Source organism: Kushneria marisflavi, assembly GCF_002157205.1.
GTDB classification, from domain to species: Bacteria; Pseudomonadota; Gammaproteobacteria; order Pseudomonadales; family Halomonadaceae; genus Kushneria; species Kushneria marisflavi.
The window spans coordinates 2969471-2988130 of the sequence record NZ_CP021358.1 but is presented as its reverse complement, the minus strand read 5'-3'; the positions used below and the strand labels follow the sequence as shown (position 1 = coordinate 2988130).

Sequence of the window (18660 nt, the reverse complement as noted above, 5' to 3'; positions counted from 1 at the left end):
TGAAATGGATGCCTCCAGGGAGATCAGGTCGCTGGATCTATCCCGATCAAGAGGTTTCATGATCGTTGACGGGGCGCGCGATAATACGCCAATCAGGGCCGAAGGCGCGAACATCAACAATGGAAAGCTGTCGACGCTGCGACAGCTTCTCGAGCCCAGACAGGGTCAAAAGCCCACGCGCTTCATCACCCATCAGTATCGGCGCCATATAGATAACCAACTCATTGACCAGCCCTGCATCCAGCATGGCACCGCTCAAACGCGAGCCGCTTTCAAGCAGCACTTCGTTACACTGCTCGACATCGGCCAGATAGTGCATCAGGGCTTCCAGATCGACCTGCCCGCCCGCACTTGCCGACAGCGTAACGACTTCGGCGCCTGCTGCCACCAGCGCTTCACGTCGACGGAAGTGGCCCCGGTTGTCGAGCGCCCCAGGGCCGGTCGGTGACACCGTGGCCACCAGCGTACGCCCCGGCTCCGTCAGGCAGCGGGCCGTAGGCGGCAATGACAGGGTCGAGTCGACGATCACCCGCAGCGGCTGGCGTACGCCCCGCTCATGCGAGACCTGAACGGCATGTGATTCCGGGCGGCTAAGCTGATCCATACGCACGGTCAGCCGGCTGTCATCGCGAATGACCGAGGCAACGCCACTGAGAATCGCACTGGAGCGCGCACGCAGATGCTGCACATCACGTCGCGCACGCTCGCCGGTAATCCATTTGGATTCACCGCTGGCCATGGCCGTACGGCCATCCAGGCTCATCGCCATCTTGAGCCGAACGTGGGGCAGCGAGCGCGACATGCGCGAGATAAATCCCACGTTGAGTTCGCGAGCATCGGCTTCCAGCATCCCAACCTGTGTGCCGACCCCGGCGGCTTCCAGCATCGCGATACCGCGACCGGATACCTGGGGATTGGGATCGAGCATGGCGGCCACCACCACATCTACCCCCGCCTCCGCCAGCGCCTTGGCGCAGGGACCGGTTCGTCCGTAATGAGAGCAGGGTTCCAGAGTGACATAGGCAGTTGCCCCACGGGCCGCCTCACCGGCCGCGCGCAGGGCATGAATTTCGGCATGGGGTTCGCCGGTCAGCTCGTGCCAGCCCTCCCCCACGATCTGATTGCCACGCACCAGCACACAGCCTACCCGCGGGTTGGGGTCTGTCGTATAGAGGCCGCGACGCGCCAGATGCAACGCACGAGCCATGTAATCCTCGGGTTGGCGTGTCACGCTTGAGCTTCCCTCCATGCGGCAGGGAAAGACTGCTGCACCTTCTGCAGGCCCTTCAATGCTCATGAGACTCCTGATCCCTGCCGGTGATATCGACACTCGATGACGATGCGGAATCACTGGAAAGGCGCTCGATTTCGGCGCGGAACTCATCGATGTCCTGAAAGCGCCGATAGACCGAAGCAAAGCGGATATAGGCAATCTGGTCCAGGGCTCGAAGCTGCCCCATGACTTCTTCTCCGATCGCCAGCGCATTGATTTCACGCTCACCGCGCGCTCGAAGGCGCTGTCGGATGCGCTCGATGGCCGCCTCGATATGCTCACTGGATACCGGACGCTTTTCCAGTGCCCGCAACATGCCGGCACGCAGCTTGGCAGGATCAAAGCTTTCGCGCGAGCCATCGGCCTTGACGACACGGGGCATGACCAGCTCAGCGGCTTCATGCGTTGTGAAACGCTCACCGCAGGCCAGGCACTGGCGACGTCGGCGCACCTGATCGCCATCAGCCACCAGCCGGGAATCAGTGACCCGCGTATCCTGCGCACCGCAAAAGGGGCAATGCATGAATGTTCTCTGTTTCGTCGATGAAAGACCCGGTAAACGATGCCCAGGCCTTCGGACCGTCGCCAATCGCAGGGACATTGCCCACCAGGGCCGGATTCGTGGTCTGGCAGAGGCGACCGGCAGCGCAGGCAGGCGTTGCGACATGTCGACGCATACTCGGGCCCGATATTGTAACGTTTTACCCTGTGTTCGGAAACGCATCACCACGCTCAGGACGCAAACATGCACGGTTTAACGCCAAAATGAAGCCAGAACCGCACATGTCGCCATGCCTCTCATCAAGGCTGCGACGTGTGACGCGCAGTTGAGTGCCATCGCCCATAGCGCTATTTTGAACCCGACAATGTCGATCGGTTGAGAAAGCACATGAACATTATCTCCTGGATTTTCGCAAGCATTGCCGTGGGCATGCTGGTGACCCTGATTATCCCCCGACGCCTGAGTGTCGGCTTTCTCGGTACGGCTGGCATGGGCGTACTGGGCGGTGTGGTACTGGCCTTTATCGTTACCGTGTTTGGCTTTGCCGCCGAACTTTCCTTCGATGTTCGAAGCCTTGCCGCGGCGATTGCGGGCGCGCTGGGAGCGATCGCGGTCATGACATTCTGGATGGCGCGTTATCACAAGGGATAGGTCTATCGGACATACCCAATTACTACTTTTCAATCAGTGACATACTGCAATACAGCCAGCTTGCCAGTTTGCGATGGCCGATCTAGTCTTGAGCTCAGTCGGGCGGGAAAGATCAAGGGATGGTATTTCCTGCCGGCCCTTTCACACTGGACACTGCCGGACACGGCAACAGCACGGAGCAGCTGATTATGGGTATTATCGCGTGGATCATTTTTGGTCTGATTGCAGGCGCCATCGCCAAGTTCCTGATGCCCGGCAAGGATCCCGGCGGCATCATCGTGACCATCATCATCGGTATTCTGGGCGCCGTTGTTGGCGGCTGGATAGGTACGGCACTGGGTTTTGGCAGTGTCAGTGGTTTTAACCTCGGCAGTTTTGTTGTGGCTGTTATCGGTGCACTGGTTCTGCTGTTTCTTTATCGAGTGGTCAAAAAATAGTCGCGTTTTCATGAAGCAGTGATTGCCTGACCGCGGCTGCCCCGGCGCAGCCGTTCGGAGCGCTTCCCAATGCCCCTGTCCGATTCAAACATCACACCTTCTTCCCAAGCGTCCTCAGTACGACATGTCGCCTTTTTGCTGCTTGAACGCTTTTCGATGATGGCGTTTTTCTCCGCCATCGAGCCACTTCGCATTGCCAACCGTATCGCCGAACGCACGCTTTACCGATGGAGCGTGCTCAGCATTGATGGGCAACCCGTCAGCGCTTCCAACGATATGCGCCTGATGGCGGACACCACGCTTGAGCATGTCGACCGACCCGATGCGCTGGCCGTCTGTGCCGGATTCGCGCCGCTGAGCCTGCCGACTCGCGCCCTGCATCGAAGGCTGCATCAGCTCGATCAGCAGGGATGTTGTCTGGGCGGTATCGATACGGGCGCCTTTGTACTTGCCATGGCGGGCCTGCTCGAGCCACGAGACCACATCACCCTGCACTGGGAGAGCCTGCCGGATTTCAGGGAACGCTGGCCCCATCTGCAGGTCAACGAGTCGCTTTTCGAACTGGGCCGCAGACGCTTTTTTTGTGCCGGCGGTGCCGCCGCCATGGACATGAGCCTGGCCGCGATTGCCCAGCACCATGATCAGGCGCTGGCCAACGCCGTGGCCGAGCAGTTGATTCATGACCGGGTTCGCGGGCATGAAGATCATCAGCGCCTGTCGATCGCCAGACGTCTGAAACTTCATCATCGCCCCCTGATCGAAGCCCTCCATCTGATGGAGCAGCATATCGAGCATCCGATGCCCATCGACACACTGGCACAGAAGGCAAGCGTTTCACGCCGTCAACTGCAGCGACTGTTTGCCGAACAGCTCGACAGTACGCCCGCCGCCTGGTATTTATCCCTGCGCATGCGCCGGGCGCGTACGCTGCTCGAAGAAGGTGAGATGAGCATCACTGCCATCGCACTGGCCTGCGGATTCACCTCTGCCTCGGGGCTGAGTCACGCCTTTCAACGCCACTACGACCACACGCCCGGCTATTATCGTCAGGCCAGTGGGTTTTCAAAAACGCCATGAATCATTTCCGGTGACGAAACCCGATACGCCGTCCGGCCTGCTCTGGCCAGTCGCCGTGCGCCGGTTTCGGCAACTGCTCGATTCGGGCCAATACCTCATCCGGAAAGGCCGCCGGTCGATCCGTCCGGGTATCGATGCCCATCAGCATCTGCTCGCTGGTGGCCAGGATCTCCTGTTCGTGCTCCCCGATCAGGTTAAAAAAGACATGCAGCCGTTTGGCATCCGCCTCCAGTAACAGGACCTCACAGCGCACCTGCGCGCCCTCTCGCACCTGCTGCAGATAGCAAAGATGAGTTTCAAGGGTATATATCGTACGGTCATGGGCATGACGACCGCTTTCATCCAGACCGATATGCGCCATCAACGCCTCGACACCGTGTGAAAAGAGCAGCGCGTAGGCGGCATCGTTCATGTGGCCGTTATAATCCACCCATGCCGGCAGTACGGGTTGCGTCAGCAGGGACAGTGCCATCAGATACGCCCTCCCAGTCCTTCCTGCTCCGGCCAGTAGCGCTCTACCACCTCAAGCAATTCGCCAAGAAAGCGATCACGTCGCGCTTCAAGCGTTGCGATCGAACGTCCCCCTGCCTGAAATTCACTGCCCGAGGCCACGCGTTCGATCAGCTCGGGGGTCAGCTCGGGGGCTTCCAGCCGTGTCCAGGGCTGCTTCAGGGCCGGCCCGAACTGTTCCAGCATGTGCCGCATGCCACCCTCGCCACCGGCCAGGTGAAAGGTCAGGAAGGTGCCCATCAGCGACCAGCGCAGCCCGGCACCATAGACGATCGCCGCGTCGACCTCCTCGGTGGTGGCCACGCCGTCATTAACCAGATGAAGGGCCTCGCGCCATAGCGCCTCCATCAGGCGGTCGGCAATATGGCCCTCGATTTCGCGTCGAACGATCAATGGCCGCATGCCCAGCTGCTCATACTGCGCCCTGGCGGATACCATCAGCGCCGGGTCGGTATGCTGACCGCCAACCAGTTCAACCAATGGCAGCAGATACACCGGATTGAAGGGGTGAGCCACGATGACCCGCCCCGGCGCCCTGTGACACTGGGCCTGAAGTTCACTGGGCTTGATGCCCGATGTCGACGACCCGATCAACACATGATTCGGTACGCGCGCATCGATGCTGGCCAGCAGCGACTGTTTGATCTCGAGCCGCTCGGGCGCGTTTTCCTGCACCAGATCCGCCCCCTCAAGCACTTCGTCAAGATCGGTGGAGAAGTGAAGATGATCACGCGAGGCGCCCTCCGCCAGTCCGCGTCGAACCAGGGCGGGCCAGGCGGTATCGATATTGTTCTGCAGCCCCGTGATGGCCTCCGGGTTCGGATCCCATGCCTGCACCTGCATGCCGGCGGCCAGCGCCCGCGCCACCCAGCCGCTACCGATCACGCCACATCCGATGACGGCCATGACCTTTTGTGAAGACTCTGCCTTCATGCTGCCCCTCCCGGTGTCCGCAGTCCCAGATGCTGGCGCGTCTCGTCCGGCCGCATGACCCGCGCTCCCAGCGACTCGACAATGCCGACCGCCTTTTCGACCAGCGCAGCGTTGTCCGCTCCGATACCACGAGAGAGATAAAGATTGTCCTCGAGACCGACACGAACATGGCCCCCCAGCAACACGGCCTGAGCCACCATCGGCATCTGCATCCGACCGATGCCAAAAGCGGCCCAGTGCGCGTTGTCCGGCAATAGATCACGCATGGTCAGCATGGTCTGGGTTTGTGCCTCAGCGCCCCAGGGGATGCCCAGGCAAAGCTGAAACAGGGGATCGCCATCGATCAAACCTTCATCGATGAGCTGTCGGGCAAAGCGGATATGACCGGTATCAAAGCACTCGAGCTCGGGTTTGACGCCCGCCGCCTTGACCAGGGCTGCATGCTCACGCAGCCAGTCGGCACTGTTGAGATAAACCATGTTGCCAAAATTGAGGCTGCCACAGTCCAGCGTGCAGATTTCAGGCAAGAGTTCAGCCACCGGCGCATGACGCTCTGCCGGCGTTTGCAGATCGCTGCCGGCACCGGCTCGCAGCACGCCACGGTCGAGTTCGGGGATTAGATCGCCACCGCCGCCGGCCGTGAGGTTGAGCACAATATCGACATCGGCTTCGCGCACCCGCGCCACCACCTCGCGGAAATGGTCGATGTCATGGCTGACGCCCCCGGTAGCAGGATCACGTACGTGGATATGGGCAATGCTGGCCCCGGCTCTGGCCGCCTCAAGAACCGACTGGGCGATCTCCTTTGGCGTGACGGGAACAGCGGAATTGCGTGAGGGGGTATCACCTGCCCCGGTCACGGCGCAGGTCAAAATGACATCGTGGTTCATGACATCTCCTTCAGCGGATGGGAATACACCCAGTATCCGGGCTCCGAGGAAGGAGAATTTGACGCCAGGTGACCTCCTGATGACGCAGTGCGACACCAGAAGGTCATGGCGATCAGGTCATGATGTCAATGGGAAGAGTCGGACGAGACCTTGCCCGCGGCACGGCTCTTCAGAAGGCTGGCTACGGTTGTGATCAGCAAAATACCGATAATGACGGACAGCGACAGCACGGTCGAAATATGCGGCACCCAGTCCAGCGGCTGACCGTTATTGATAAAGGGCAGCGTGTTTTCGACCATGGCATGCATCACCAGCTTCACGCCGATAAAGGCCAGAATCAGCGACAGTCCAAAGCCCAGATACACCAGCCGATCCAGCAGCCCACCCAGCAGGAAATAGAGCTGCAACAGTCCCAGCAGCGCAAAGGCGTTGGTCGTAAAGACAATGTAGGGTTCCTGAGTCAGCCCGTAGATGGCCGGAATCGAGTCCAGGGCGAACAGCAGATCGGTCACCCCCAGGGTCAGAACGACCAGAAACAGCGGAGTCACCACACGCTTGCCGTTTTCACGGGCGATCAGCTTTTGCTCATGGAATTGATCCGTCACCGGCAGATGACGCTGAGCAAACTTTACCAGCGCGTTGGGTTCAAAATCGTCGGCGTCCTGCTGCTTGTGCTGCGCACTCTCGACCGCCAGCTTGAAGGCGGTATAGAGCAGAAACAGCCCGAAGATATAGAAAACCCAGCTGAACTGATTGATGGCGGCAGCGCCCACGGCAATGAAAATACCGCGCATGATCAGCGCCATGATGATGCCGATCAACAGCGCCTTTTGCTGATAGATTCGCGGGACCGCGAATTTGGCCATGATGATGGCAAAGACAAACAGGTTATCGACCGACAGGCTCTTTTCGGTGATAAAACCGGCGAAATACTCTACCCCGTGGTCATGGCCCCATACCATCCAGAGGCCGGCACCAAAAACGGCCGCCAGGCTGATATAGAACACGGACCACAGCGCCGACTCACGCATGGTCGGAGCGTGCGGCTTACGCACGTGGGAGTAGAAATCAAAAATAAAGATGGCTGCGAAGCCCGCAATGGTGGCTTCCCAGATCCAGGCAGGAACGTTCATGCACGGTTCTCCGGCAAAGATGATTTACCGGAGGTCTCTTCCGCCAGGCGTGTACCACACATTATCGTGGCACTCCCCTGACCAGCGGCACCGGGCAATTGTCTTCAGGGAACCATTTCCTGGAGGCAACTCACCGTGATGACGACACCGCTGTAGAAAAAACGCAGGCCTGAACACAGGCGTTGCGCCCTGCAGGGAATACTCCCCTCCTTCAACAGCGGCCAGTGTCGATCAGCTTGTAAACAGGTGCAAGCTAATAATTAAGCCTTAATATTTTTTCAGACCGGATACAGTTTGAATTCCTGCACATCCGGGTCTTTGCTTACAGGACCTACAATAATAGATACCGGAACTCCGCCATGTCTGATGCCCCTCTGATTGCCGTCCTTTCCCGCGATGCCTTTCACGCCCGAGCCCGCGCCGAGCTCACTCAGGTTTATGGTGACAAGGCCCCTGACATTCTAACGCGACTGGAACAGCTGATCGCTCAGCATCAAAAGGACATCGTTCATGAGCCGCGTCCGCTTTGGAACGAGCGTACCCAGATGATGATCACCTACGGTGACAGCATCATTGATGGCGAAGACAGCGTGCCACTGGAGGTACTGGAGCGCTTCATGCGCGAGCATCTTGAAGATACCTTCAGCGCCGTGCATATCCTGCCCTTTTTCACCTGGAGCAGTGATGATGGCTTTTCGGTCATTCACTATCGAAAGGTCAGTCCCGCCGTAGGCGACTGGCCTCATGTGCGCCATCTCGCCGGGCGTTTCAACCTGATGTTTGATCTGGTCATCAACCACGTCTCGCGCGAATCCCTTTGGTTTATCGACTACCTCTCCGGTACCCGGCCCGGATGTGACTACTTCATTGAACTGCCCGAGCAGACCGACGTCAGATCCGTCACTCGACCACGCAACACGCCGCTGCTGGCACCGGTATCGACGCGCCGGGGCATGCGCCATGTCTGGGCTACCTTTTCTGAAGACCAGATCGATCTCAACTTCGCCAATCCCGATGTGCTCATCGAGATGGTGGGCGTTTTGCTGTACTACCTGAGCCAGGGCGCACGCCTGATTCGACTTGATGCCATCGCCTACCTCTGGAAGGAGCTGGGCACACGCTGCATTCATCTGCCTCAGACGCACGCCATCGTACGGCTGTTGCGCGCCATTATGGAGCGTGTGGCCCCCGGCGCGCTGCTGCTGACCGAAACCAACGTGCCACATCATGAAAACCTGAGCTATTTCGGCAACGGCGATGAAGCCCATATCATCTATCAGTTCACTCTGCCGCCGCTGCTGCTGCACACCCTCACGACCGGCGACTCAAAGGCGCTGACCGAGTGGGCCGCCACCCTGCCCCCGCTGCCTGCCGGCTGTACCTACCTCAACTTTACCGCCAGCCACGACGGGGTCGGCGTCCGGGCGCTTGAAGGCCTGCTGCCGCGCCATGACATCGATGCCCTGCTGGAACTGATGCAGCGCTTTGGTGGCTTTATCAGCATGAAAACCGACCCGGACGGTCAGGACTCGCCCTACGAAATCAATATCACCTATTTTGATGCCCTCAAGGGCACACGACGGGGCGCCGACCCATGGCAGATCGCCCGTTTTATCTGCTCTCAAACCATCATGCTGGGCCTGCAGGGCATCCCGGCCGTCTATTTTCACAGTCTTGTCGCCACGCTCAACGACCATGAGGGCGTGACCCGTACCGGTCGACTGCGGGCCATCAACCGTAAACACTGGCAGCGGGAGGCGCTGGAACCGCTGCTGGAAGCCTATAGCACGCCCACTCATATCGTGTTCGAAGCGTTGACCTCACGATTGAAAACCCGCCGTCAGGAGCCCTGCTTTCATCCTGACGTGCCGCAGAAGATCATTGATCTGGGACCCCACTTTTTTGCCTTCATGCGAGGCCCGCTGCCTGATGGCCGGCGGCTTCTGGCGATACATAACGTGACCGATCGTTCCCACCCCCTGAATCTGCCCGAAGCCTATGCCAATCATCAGTGGCGTGACCTGCTGGGACGCATCGACCCGGAGCTCGACGCGCCCGTGCTCAAACCCTATCGCAGCTGCTGGCTGATCACTCGGGGCTAATCCAGAACCGAAGACTGCCATGTCCACTTCACCGGGTTGCAACAACCATCGTTCAGGATAACAGGGCCCTGTGCTGCCCATGGCGGCGCAGGGCCACGACAATCGACAATCTCCTGCAAGGACGCTCTCATGTCACTGTTCTCCCGGATTAACGCTCCCTGGAGCTTCCATCAGACATCGCAGCCATATGGCAACGGCCATGGTCCAATCGTGGATTGGACGCACCAGTGGCGCTCACCCATCGAGTCGCTGCTCGAGCGCTTTGACAACCTGATCGACAGTCTCCGTGACCGGCTCTCGCCAGAAATACCCGAACAGCGGCCTGAGATGCCGTCAGCCCCCGTCATTACGGTGGACACTAAGCGTACCGAAGGCCTGATGCTTGAAGAGCATCAGGCCAGTATCCGCGGGGTCACAGGGGACCCGACCGACCCGGCCCTTACCCGTGGCATTGCGTTTTCCTTTACGGATGAAGACACGCCGCGTGAACAGCTTTCGGTCACGATCGAAAGCAGTGACCCGGAGGTAGCCCGCGCGGCGCTGGACGATCATGACGTACTGTGCATCGCCCCGGTCAATGCCGGCAATGCCACCATCATGGTGACGGTCAGTGACGGCAAGCGCGATAGCCAGTACACCATTGACTACGCCGCCGCCGATGGCAGCCAGACCAACAACAATGCCCGCTTTCACACCGGCGCTTCCGACACCTCCGCTGCCATCGCCATCGGCAACGGGCTTACGCTGGTGGGTGACGACGAAGACCAGACCCTGCGCCTCTACGACCACGACCAGTCCGGCGCACCGCTTAAAAGCTTCAACCTCGATGAGGCGCTGGGACTGGAAGAAGGTGAAGAAGTCGACATCGAATCCGTCGTCGATGCAGGTAACGGCCAGCACTACTGGCTCGGCTCACTTCAGGACAGCGAGCGCTCAATGGTGTTCGCCACACAAATTACGGGAAACGATGCTGCATCACTTGAAGTCGAGGTGGCCGGACAGTTCAGCGGTCTGGATGCCGCGATCGAGCGCTGGGCCGAACAGAATCGCCCCGAGATGGATTTCGATGGATTTGAAGTAGAAGGCTCGGCCTACGCCGACGGGACCCTGTTTCTTGGCCTGCGCGCACCCATCGATGCCGACGGCCGTGCGCTGGTGCTACCGGTGCTCAATGCCGAGTCGCTGATGGCCTCCGGCAGCGCAGATGGGGCCCAGTTCGGCGCGGCACTCACGCTCGACCTTGATGGCCGCACCGTACGCGACATCGCCCCGGCAGGCGATGGTACATGGCTGATCAGCGCGGGGCCGGCCAATCCAGGCGATGATGATGGCGACCCGGACAACGACAACTTCCAGCTCTATCGCTGGGATGGTGCCCACAAGGTCGAGGAGGTCGATCTCAACACCAATGCCAACGCCACAGGCGGCACGGCCGAGACGCTGAGCAACGCTCGGATCCATGACGATGGCTCGGTGACTCTCGATGTTGCCTACGATAACGGCACCACTGACTGGTCGGATACCGGTACCGCGTCAAAGGATCTGGACGACGACATCCAGACCTTCACCTCGGCCACGGTGACATTCGATGCCCTGCCGAGCCTTGAGCCGGCGGTCGGCGACGTGGCCTTCACCGCACTTGATTCAAATACAAATACCTTCAGCTTCGTGGCGCTCGACGCCATCGCCACCGGTACCACGCTAACGTTCACAAGCGGCGACAGCGCAGTGACCTGGACCGCCCCCCAAAGCGGTCTCGCTGCTGGCAGCGTGGTCGATTTCACGGCCAATGCCGGATCATTCACCGGTGAGCTGGCCCTGTCGCTGGCCGATGGCGTGACGATCACCGCCAATGGCGAAACCCTTTACCGTGCAGGACTTGAAGGTGGCGAAAACGATCTGACACTGCCGGGCGATGACGAAAGCCTTCATTACGCCGGTTCAACCAGTGACACCGCTGAAGCCCTGCTCAAGGCGCTCAGTGACGCCTCCGCCTGGCAAACCGGTGGCGAGGCTGCAGGTGACTTCACCATCGACACCGGTCATGCCCCGCTGCCGCCACCGGAGCCGCAGGATCTGGGCATCGCCATTAGTGAAATCTGGTCCGGCCAGTCAGGCAGCGATGTCACCGAGGACTGGTTCGAGATCACCAACACCAGCGACACCGTGATTGACTTCAACCAGACGCCGCTCTACTACGATGACGACAGCGCCGATCCCGAAGAAGCGGTGCAGGTTCAGGGACTGACGACGCTGGCCCCCGGTGCCACGGCGATCGTCATGGTCGATGGCGACGAGGACGCGGTGGCCGGCTTCCGCGAGGCCTGGTCAAGCGTTGACCTCAATGGGCAGGAGATCGGCTACACCGGAAGCGCGGCGGGACTGGGCAGCGGTGGCGACCAGGTCACCCTGTGGCTGGGCGAGCCGGATCGCGACACGCTGGCGGCCGAGGAAAGCTATCCGGATACCGAAGCCTTCGATGCCGCGTCCTGGGACGTCGCTCATCAGCGCTTCATCACGCTTGAAAATGGCGGTACCGCCAGTGATGCGCTCGGCGGTGACGGAGAAAACGTGCCTGCCGTGGCTACGCCCGGCCGGCTGAGCGGAAATAATGAAGGCGCCACCAGTGAATGCAGCCTGTTGATCACCGAGTACGTCGAAGGCAGTGGCTATAACAAGGCCATTGAACTGACCAATCGTGGCGGCAGCGACCTGTCGCTGGAAGGCTTTACGCTATCGCTCTACGCCAATGGTAATACCGAGGCCAACGCCACGCAGGCACTGGGCCAGTACGGCACGCTGGCCGTTGGACAATCTCTGGTACTGGCCAACAGCCAGGCGGACCAGACCGTGCTGGATCAAAGCGATGACACCAGCCGTGTGATCAACTACAACGGTAACGACGCCCTCGTGTTGACCGATGGCGCGGGGGAGATTCAGGACATTGTCGGCACCATTGGCGATGACGCCTACTTTGCCCGCGACGTTACCCTGCGCCGTGACGAGAGTGTCACCGAAGGCAGCGACCGCTTCGACGCCGGCCAGTGGCAGGCGTATCCGCAGGACACCGTCGACGGTCTTGGCAGTGATGCCACCGGCGATGCCGATACACCAGCGGACGACGTCCCGAATGATACGCCCCCGGATATCCCCGACGACAACGGAGACACCATGGATCTACCGCCCGTAGAGCTGATTTCCACCCTTCAGGGCAGCACCATGAGCAGCGAGCGCGTGGGCGATGAGGTCAGCGTCGAGGCGATCGTGACGCTGGATGCCCGCGACGGTCTGGAGGGATTTTTCCTGCAGGAAGAGGATGCCGACCAGGATAATGATGAACTGACTTCCGAAGGCATCTTTGTCTACCTGCCCGACAGCACAAGCGTCGCCGATGTCGCGGTGGGTGACCGCGTACGCCTGACCGGCACGGTCGAGGAGTACCAGGGCAAGACGGAGCTGACCGATGTGAGATCACTGGAAGTGACCGCACAGGACCAGAAGCTGCCCACGCTCACCGAAGTCGACCTGCCCATCGCTGACAAGTCGACGCTGGCGGCGCTTGAAAGCATGCGGGTCAGCTTTCAGGGCGAGGATGGCGCGCCGCTGACGGTCACCGACACCTATGAGCTGGGCCGCTACGGCACGGTCACGCTCTCAAGTGGTGGGCGGCTTTCGCAATACACCGAAATCAATGCCCCGGATCAGGCCGGTTACCAGCAGTGGCTGGACCAGATCGAAAGCCGCTCGATCCTTCTGGACGATGCCAGCAATGCTCAGAACCCGGCCGAGATCCTGTTTGGCCGCGGTAGCGAGCCACTCTCGGCCGATAACACCCTGCGCGGCGGCGACACACTGGAAGCGGCCACCGGGGTGCTCGATTTTGCCCATCAGCAGTGGCGCCTTCAAAGCGATCAGGGGCTCGACTTCCAGCCGGCCAATCCACGACCCGAGCAACCCGATGCGCAAACGCTGGAGGATGCACCGCTCAAGGTGGCCTCCTTCAACGTCCTGAACTACTTCGAAACGCTGGATCAATCCGGCAACCAGATCACCACCCCTGAAGGCACCGAGCACGGTCCGCGCGGCGCCAACAGTGAACTGGAACTGATCCGCCAGCAGGACAAGCTGGCCAGCGCCATCCTTGACAGCGACGCCGATATCGCCGGCCTCATGGAAGTGGCCAACGATGGCTACGGCGCAGAGAGCTCGATCGCCGGGCTGGTCGAGGCGCTCAACGCCCGAAGCGAGGCACAGTGGGATTACATTACGCCACGCGATGACAGCGGCAACGTGGTCTCACCCGGCAGCGATGCCATTGCCGTAGGGCTGATCTATCAACGCGACAGCGTGACTCCCGAGGGGAACGCCGCCATCAACACCAGCGGCGCCTTTGTGACCGGCAACCGCGCCCCCATGCTGCAGACCTTTCAGGACAACGACAGCGGTGAGACCTTCTCGATCGCCGTCAATCACTTCAAGTCCAAGGGCAGTGTCATCAATGGCGAGGAGGCGATCGGCGATGGTCAGGGCAACAACAACCCGACCCGGGTCGAGGCGGCCGAGCAGCTGGCCGCCTGGATCGGGACCGATCCTACCGGTAGTGGCGACAGTGATGTCCTGATCATCGGTGACCTGAACAGCTACGCTATGGAGGACCCCATCACCACCCTGCAGGGCGAAGGCTATACGCTGCTGGATAATGACTATTCCTACAGCTATAACGGCCAGTGGGGCTCGCTGGATCACGCGCTGGCCAGCGCGTCGATGAGCGACCAGGTGACGGGCACCACCACCTGGCACATCAACGCCGATGAGCCGACGGTGCTTGACTACAACACCGAGTATAAAAGCCCCGAACAGATCGAGGCGCTCTACAATGATGCCCCCTTCCGCGCCTCCGACCATGACCCGATTATCATCGGCATTGATACGGGCAGCGATGTCCAGCAGGCGGCCGGATTCTGAGGCCGCATCGAACAGGAGAGACGTAAAAGGGCGCCACGGGGCGCCCTTTCTGATGCTGGCTTTGCCAATGATGAAAGGCCTGCAGGGTGATTCCAATCGACGGGTCGTGATCAATCCAAACCGGTACGCCATCTGGCGCACCGGCATCACCGGTCGATGATCAGGCCACCGCTATCTCGTTGCCCTGCATCAGCGTATCGATGCCCACGACCTCGGCACTGGGCAGGTCAGAGAACTCAAGACCCATGGCCGTGGCCAGCCCCTGACCGACTTCGGTATTGTCCAGCAGCCCTTCGAAGATATCCGAGCCCGGGCCGGAGGCGTAGAGCGGCACGTTTTCAGCCGTGTGCCCACCGGAGCTGAAGCTGATGCCGCCATATTCATTCAGCGTCTGAGTCAGGGCTTCAAGACCTGCGTCAGCATCCTCGGCCGACAGGACATTGGTCAGTTCATCTCTTGAGAGCAATACCTCACCGCCGGTCATCTCGGCCACGGTGCCCTGCATGATCCAGGCAGCGCCGTCATCGCCCTGACTGATGCCCGCAGACTCGATGCGGTCGCTGGCCTCGTCGTACATCTGCTCGTAGGTGGCCGTAAAGTTTTGATAAATCGAGGCATTATTGTCCAGAGTGGACTGCGCCGACATGCCACCGGTTTCATGATCAGGGGCGATCACCAGCAGCGTGTCCGGATTGTCCTCGGAGAACTGCTGCGCCACCTTTACCGCGTCTTCAAAGGCCAGCGCATCATTCATGGCCCAGCCGGCGTCGTTGGCATGACCGGCCCAGTCGATCTGACTGCCCTCGACCATCATGAAAAAGCCGTTGTCGTTTTGCGACAGCGTGTTCAGGGCCGTCTGCGTCATCTGCGCCAGTGACGGCTGATCCTCACCGCTCTCACCGAAACTGGTGTCCATGGCGTCATCGGCAAACAGCCCCAGCAGGCGGTCTCCTTCAACGCCTTCCAGATCAGTGGCATTGCCCACGAAGGTATATCCCTGTGATTCGGCCTGTGCTAGCAGATCGCCTTGTGCCATACCGCCCTGCTGCTCATCAGTGAAGTACTGCAAACCACCGCCGAGCATCACATCAAGCTGGTCGTTATCGATGAACTGCTGCGCGATGGTGGTGGCATCGTTGCGATCTTCCACATTGGCACCAAAGACCGCAGGGGTGGCATGGGTCACCGAGGAAGTCGAGACAACCCCCGTCGATTTGCCGGCGGCTTCAGCCAGATCCACGATCGACTCCAGATCCTGCCCATCCGGCGACTGGGAGATCATGCCGTTATCGGTTTTCTGACCGGTCGCGAAGGCCGTTCCCGCCGCTGCCGAATCGGTAATCAGGGAATTGGCCGAATGGGTCTTGATCGCCCCGGTCAGCATCTCCTCGGCTTCCCAGGCCGGCAACTCTTCGCCACCCTTGAAGGTGCGAAAGGCCGTCGAGTAATCCGTGCCGAAACCGTCCGGCACCATGAGGATCACGTTCTGAGCCATGCCATCGTTGGCGGGCACTTCAGGCTCGGGCATGTCGGGCTGGTCATTCATCACCTCGCGAAAGGCGCTGCTCAGCTGTCCCAGCGCCTTGCCATAGCCTTCAAGTATGGAGGCAGTGGCATCCAGAAACGCCGGCACCAGCGCCGGCTCGGCGCCCCAGGGCATATCATTGCCGGACCACAGATCTGAAATCGGGGAGAGAGACTGGAAGGGAGAAAACATGGCGGGTGACGCGCCGTTCATGGTCATCGTGTTGCTGCCATACAGTGAACCGGTGCTGCCAAACATGGCGTTGCTGTAGCCGAACATCGTCATTCTCCTGAGTCGTTATGGTCCCATTGTCGGGCCATTTGCGCTGTTATGAGAGTGACCTTCTCCGCGAGCGTCTGCGAAGTTCAAGGCCCGGGCGCTGATTTACCCGCCCGGGTATGCTCGCCCGTGACTCATGACGATTTGCCTGCATCGACATGACGACGGCGTTTTAAAATGCATCCATTGGCAACAATATGTAACTGATTCGAATCACCAATTCAGTCAAAGCCAACGCTGCGCTCTATGGTTCAAAAGGCGCAGGACGTCGCTAGACATCACCCTGGTTATCCGCCTCCACCGCGTCATACATGCGCTCAAGCATGTCGGGAAAGGCCGACTGTACTCGGCTCCAGCTGGGAATAAAGGGCTTGTCCCGGGGGCTTTCGAGAAAGGCCACACCGGCTTCCATGATGCTCTGGGCGAAAAGCTCTACGGCCTGCTCCTCACTGTGACGATCCACCTTGAGACCGTTCATCATCGCATCGTGATAATAGTTTTCGATGATATCGAGCGCCGTGCGGTAGTAGGTCGCCTTGAGCGTGCGAAAATGTGCTTCGTTCATGGTCACGCCAAGCGTTGCCAGCTTGCGATAGAGGGCCTTGGCAATGTCGGTGCTCATGCGATAGAGCCCGGTGGAGGCGTCCTCCGGGGAGAGCGGCTGATGCTTGTGATCGTAGTTGTCGGCAATATCAACCTGACACAGCCGCTTGGTCGAGTAGTTACGATGCACCTCGGAGAGCACCCCGATCTCGAGCCCCCAGTCGCTGGGAATGCGGATATCGTTTAATACGTCGGCACGCATGGCGAATTCGCCCGACAGCGGATAGCGATAGCTGTCGAGATAGTTCAGGTAATCCAGCGGGCCGTGAATTCGCTTCAGCGCCCTCAACAGCGGCGTCACCATCAGCCGGCCGACGCGGCCATTGAGCTTGCCATCGGCGATGCGGGCGTAATACCCCTTGCAGAATTCGTAATTAAAATGAGGATTGGCGACCGGATAGAGCAGGCGTGCCAGCATCGAGCGGTCATAGGTAGTGATATCACAATCATGCAGTGCAATCGCTTCGGTACGATTGGAGGCAATCGCATACCCCGAGCAGAACCAGACATTGCGCCCCTTGCCCGGTGCCTGCGGCGAAAGCGACTCGGCCGCCAGCTCGTCATCCAGCGCTCTCAGGCGCGGGCCATCATTCCAGAGAATGCGATGACGCTGCGGCAGACGGGAAAAGAACTCCCTGGCATGGAGAAACTGGTCCCGATTGGCGCGGTCCAGCCCGATGATGATTTCACTCAGGTACTCGACCTTTGAGAGATGATCGATGATGCGCGTCAGCGCCGGACCTTCGAGCTCGGAATAGAGCGAGGGCAGAATCAGCCCCATCGGACGGCGTTTTGAAAACCCCAGCAGGTCACTTTCCAGAGCTTCCAGCGGGCGTCGCGTGAGATTATGGAAGTTGGTAATGATGCCGTTTTGATAAAAATCGCTCATGGCGTCTTTTCCCTGTCGCTGTCAGCCCAGCCAGTGATCAAGACCTTCCGACCATCCTGCCGGGCCCTTTTGTGTTGTTGTATAAAGTTGGACAGTCTCGACGATACGGATCGGGGTGTCATGCTCACCGCGAATCAGCACCGCCCGGTCGACGCTTTCCAGCATCGGTATATCGTTGGGGCCATCTCCCAGACCCACGGTCAGAGGACGCTGCCCCTTGAGCAGGTGATAGCGATCCACCAGCCAGGCCATCGCGCGCCCCTTGCCACTGTTATCCCCCAGCACGTGATAGAAACGCCCCCCCTGGGTCAGGCTCAGGCCGGCACCAATCAACAACAGGCGAAAGCGCTCGAGCGCCTCCTCCGTGTCTTCCCAGATCAGGGGTTCTGAGGCTTCCCGCAGATGGGCAAGCTCGGCATCGTGGATATCAAGCCCGGTATGCTCGGCCACCTCATCAATACTGAAATCGCCAAAACCTCTGAACTGGAAGCCTTCGGTGGCCCTGATCGCCTCCAGAACATCGCGAATCCGGCGGTAGGATTCGCCAAGCACAATATCGGCCCAGCCGCGCTCATCAGGCGTTTCATTCAGACACCAGGAAGCCGGCAGATGAATCGAGGCTCCGTTCTCGGCAATAAAGGGCGCATCAAGCCCTAACGCCTGATGCAGTACCATGACCTCTGCCGCGGTCTTGCTGGTATTGATGATCACCGGCACCGCCCCTTCTCTAAGACGCTCAAGCCAGGTCATGGCCGGCGTATAGTCATAGGTGGCATGGTCCAGCAAGGAGCCATCCAGATCCGTAAACACCAGTAGCGGCTGTTGTGGCGTTGATGTCATGGCGTTCGCCCTACGAAAAAAGCCCGTTTATTAGCAAAGATCATCAGAATA

14 protein-coding genes are annotated in these 18660 nt (G+C 59.9%); 5 read left to right on the top strand and 9 right to left on the bottom strand.

All coding sequences use genetic code 11. From position 1 onward, the window contains the following. Positions 1-46 precede the first annotated feature (46 nt). Positions 47-1249, bottom strand: coding sequence for a bifunctional diaminohydroxyphosphoribosylaminopyrimidine deaminase/5-amino-6-(5-phosphoribosylamino)uracil reductase RibD (ribD, locus tag B9H00_RS13615; protein ID WP_086901893.1), 1203 nt, complete (start codon positions 1247-1249; stop codon positions 47-49). Positions 1250-1286: 37 nt separating this feature from the next. Next, complete coding sequence (nrdR, locus tag B9H00_RS13610) at positions 1287-1796, bottom strand: transcriptional regulator NrdR (protein WP_086901104.1); 510 nt, start codon at positions 1794-1796, stop codon at positions 1287-1289. A gap of 366 nt (positions 1797-2162) precedes the next feature. Here nrdR and B9H00_RS13605 point away from each other — a divergent pair, with 366 nt between their 5' ends. From B9H00_RS13605 to B9H00_RS13595, 3 genes are all read left to right on the top strand, one after another. After that, entirely contained in the window at positions 2163-2426 is a 264-nt protein-coding gene (locus B9H00_RS13605) for a hypothetical protein (RefSeq protein WP_086901103.1), read from the top strand. Between the two features lie 188 nt (positions 2427-2614). Further along, the gene (locus tag B9H00_RS13600; protein ID WP_086901892.1) at positions 2615-2863 is read left to right on the top strand and encodes a GlsB/YeaQ/YmgE family stress response membrane protein; all 249 of its coding nucleotides are present in this window, start codon (positions 2615-2617) and stop codon (positions 2861-2863) included. 69 nt (positions 2864-2932) lie between these two features. Beyond that, positions 2933-3940: a GlxA family transcriptional regulator gene (locus B9H00_RS13595; RefSeq protein WP_086901102.1), complete on the top strand. Its 1008-nt coding sequence runs from the start codon at positions 2933-2935 to the stop codon at positions 3938-3940. 1 nt (position 3941) lies between these two features. On the opposite strand, the gene B9H00_RS13590 is transcribed toward B9H00_RS13595, so the two are convergent. The 4 genes from B9H00_RS13590 to B9H00_RS13575 all read right to left on the bottom strand — a co-directional run bounded on the left by B9H00_RS13590 (position 3942) and on the right by B9H00_RS13575 (position 7406). After that, positions 3942-4412: a thioesterase family protein gene (locus tag B9H00_RS13590; RefSeq protein ID WP_086901101.1), complete on the bottom strand. Its 471-nt coding sequence runs from the start codon at positions 4410-4412 to the stop codon at positions 3942-3944. Continuing rightward, entirely contained in the window at positions 4412-5383 is a 972-nt protein-coding gene (locus B9H00_RS13585; protein WP_086901100.1) for a 3-hydroxyacyl-CoA dehydrogenase NAD-binding domain-containing protein, read from the bottom strand. Before B9H00_RS13585 ends, B9H00_RS13590 begins: the two co-directional genes overlap by 1 nt. Next, a complete protein-coding gene (locus tag B9H00_RS13580; protein WP_086901099.1) occupies positions 5380-6273 on the bottom strand; it encodes a BKACE family enzyme in 894 nt (297 codons plus the stop codon). Before B9H00_RS13580 ends, B9H00_RS13585 begins: the two co-directional genes overlap by 4 nt. Positions 6274-6398: 125 nt before the next feature. Next, positions 6399-7406: a TerC family protein gene (locus B9H00_RS13575; protein WP_086901098.1), complete on the bottom strand. Its 1008-nt coding sequence runs from the start codon at positions 7404-7406 to the stop codon at positions 6399-6401. A gap of 359 nt (positions 7407-7765) precedes the next feature. Between B9H00_RS13575 and B9H00_RS13570 the strand changes: the two genes are divergently transcribed. Beyond that, positions 7766-9508 carry a sugar phosphorylase gene (locus B9H00_RS13570; RefSeq protein ID WP_086901097.1) on the top strand — a complete coding sequence of 581 codons (1743 nt, stop codon included), beginning with the start codon at positions 7766-7768 and terminating at the stop codon, positions 9506-9508. A gap of 129 nt (positions 9509-9637) precedes the next feature. After that, positions 9638-14473, top strand: coding sequence for an ExeM/NucH family extracellular endonuclease (locus B9H00_RS13565; RefSeq protein ID WP_086901096.1), 4836 nt, complete (start codon positions 9638-9640; stop codon positions 14471-14473). Positions 14474-14633: 160 nt separating this feature from the next. On the opposite strand, the gene B9H00_RS13560 is transcribed toward B9H00_RS13565, so the two are convergent. From B9H00_RS13560 to B9H00_RS13550, 3 genes are all read right to left on the bottom strand, one after another. Continuing rightward, a complete protein-coding gene (locus B9H00_RS13560; protein ID WP_157663226.1) occupies positions 14634-16277 on the bottom strand; it encodes an alkaline phosphatase in 1644 nt (547 codons plus the stop codon). A gap of 271 nt (positions 16278-16548) precedes the next feature. Beyond that, the gene (locus tag B9H00_RS13555) at positions 16549-17769 is read right to left on the bottom strand and encodes a glycosyltransferase family protein (RefSeq protein ID WP_086901094.1); all 1221 of its coding nucleotides are present in this window, start codon (positions 17767-17769) and stop codon (positions 16549-16551) included. 21 nt (positions 17770-17790) lie between these two features. Then, positions 17791-18609, bottom strand: a complete 819-nt coding sequence (locus B9H00_RS13550; protein ID WP_086901093.1) for a mannosyl-3-phosphoglycerate phosphatase-related protein — start codon at positions 18607-18609, stop codon at positions 17791-17793. Between the last annotated feature and the right edge of the window lie 51 nt (positions 18610-18660).